We start from the raw sequence: 1,700 nt of genomic DNA, 5'->3' as shown, positions 1-1,700 counted from the left end.
GTTAACATGTCAACACGTTCATTTTTCATAATCGAGTTAGAATTTGTTGATAATATTATGTGTAACACGCCTGTCTTTTCCATAGGAATCCAAGCATCAAGAGAATTTATAGTCTCTACTACTTGGAAACCTTTTATAGTCTCAGTTCCAATAACATCTGAAATACCAACAGCGTTAGAGTAAATAAAGTTTGGATTATATCTATAAGTTAGTGTTATATCATCATTAATTCCTGTGGATTGAGAGTCCTTATTCTCGTTTTCAAAATAAGCAGTGTATTCAATTTCTCCATTTTTTATGTGACTAACAGAATTCGTTTTAACATCCCATGTAATAACACCATCTCTGCCAAAATCGCTAGCCAATTTGTATCCCTTAGGCAGAGATGTTGGTAAATTTAGTTGAACAGGTGATTTCTTTTGAATTTCAGATTTTGAGATCTTGGTATTTTCTGATAGTATTTTCATTCTTTTATCAACTGAGATTGAAAGATCATGATCTATGTTCGAATTATTATCTGATTTAATATCTTCAGAAAATATTGGAATATGATTTATCTCGAATAATTTATTAACTGAGAATTGTCCAAGGTATGGTGCTGCATAAATTGTACCCCCCGCTAATAAGGTAATTAGCAGTGTAGCTACAAAAATAATTTTTTTAAAGGAGTAATTAATAGGGACATAACGTTGAGATTGTTGTTGATTGACTTCCAATATTTTTGACTTTAAATTAGCTGATGGTTTCTCTGAACCCACATAGTTTTTTAATGATTGACTAACTTCTTTTTCTAGATCAAGATGGCTATTCATGGATGACGCCCCCCCCCCGAAATTCGGCTTGTTCTTTGTCTATACTCTTCTTAAGTTTTTTTAGCCCATGGTGGATATGCCATTTTACTGTACCTATGGGTATCTTAAGAATTTTAGAAATCTCTTCTTGTTTAAACTCATTAAAATATTTTAAAGTGATAACCATTTGGGTAGTTGTAGAGAGCATCTTAATGTGAGTAACTATATAATTTTGTAGCTCCTTTTGATCTAACGCAACCTCTGGTGTGTAATCATCCTTCTTATTGAAGTTGAAGAGAGACTTTGATTTGAGCCAACCATTCCAACTCTGTTGTTTTCTAATATGATTTTTTGCAAGATTTAATGCTACCTGATAAAGCCAATTACGAAATGGATATGATTCGTTATATTGGTTAATCTTAGAGAATAGATGTATAAATGTTTCTTGTGTGATATCTTCTGCAACCGTACGATTTCTTACTAAAACTAATACGGATTGATATACTTGTGTGCTATATATTTCAAATAACTCTCCAAAAGCAGCCTTATCATTTTGTTTACAACGTTCAATAATATTGTCCATGATTCTCTCCCTCCTTGCTTCACATAATATATACACTTAATTCTATAATTTCGTTTGCAATTACAAATAATTATTTTGAAAAAGTATATTGTGCGCTGGAGCCAAGAGCAATAAGAAAGAACTATAACCGTTCCATGCTTTCGACCGGATCCACTTTTTTATAGCAGTAATGACCAGAAAGTGGTTACTTCTTCTCAGTCTCCATCATTACGAATATCTCTCACTACGAATCTGGATAATTGCAAAAAAGAAAGAGCCAACGTTCTGGGCAGCTCTCTTTTTAGAGTTTAAAAGTTAGATTATTCGTTCAGACGCAGGATCTCGGA

The 1,700-nt window shown here is 32.7% G+C and carries 2 protein-coding genes; both read right to left on the bottom strand.

Annotated features, from left to right (window positions below; translation table 11 throughout):
• Window positions 1-812: hypothetical protein (locus AC1DUA_RS36500; protein ID WP_477504385.1), on the bottom strand; the 812-nt coding region annotated here is incomplete at its 3' end.
• On the bottom strand, window positions 805-1,374 hold the full coding sequence (locus tag AC1DUA_RS36495; RefSeq protein ID WP_477504384.1) for an RNA polymerase sigma factor: 570 nt from the start codon (window positions 1,372-1,374) through the stop codon (window positions 805-807). The genes AC1DUA_RS36495 and AC1DUA_RS36500, both read right to left, overlap by 8 nt.
• Window positions 1,375-1,700 lie beyond the last annotated feature (326 nt).

Source organism: Paenibacillus sp. 01T422 (genome assembly GCF_056398785.1).
This window is presented reverse-complemented; position numbering and strand designations above follow the sequence as displayed.

Bases quoted from the DNA above. Each gene is read 5' to 3' on its own strand.
- AC1DUA_RS36495 (WP_477504384.1), bottom strand. From the start codon at position 1,374: ATGGACAATATTATTGAACGTTGTAAACAAAATGATAAGGCTGCTTTT.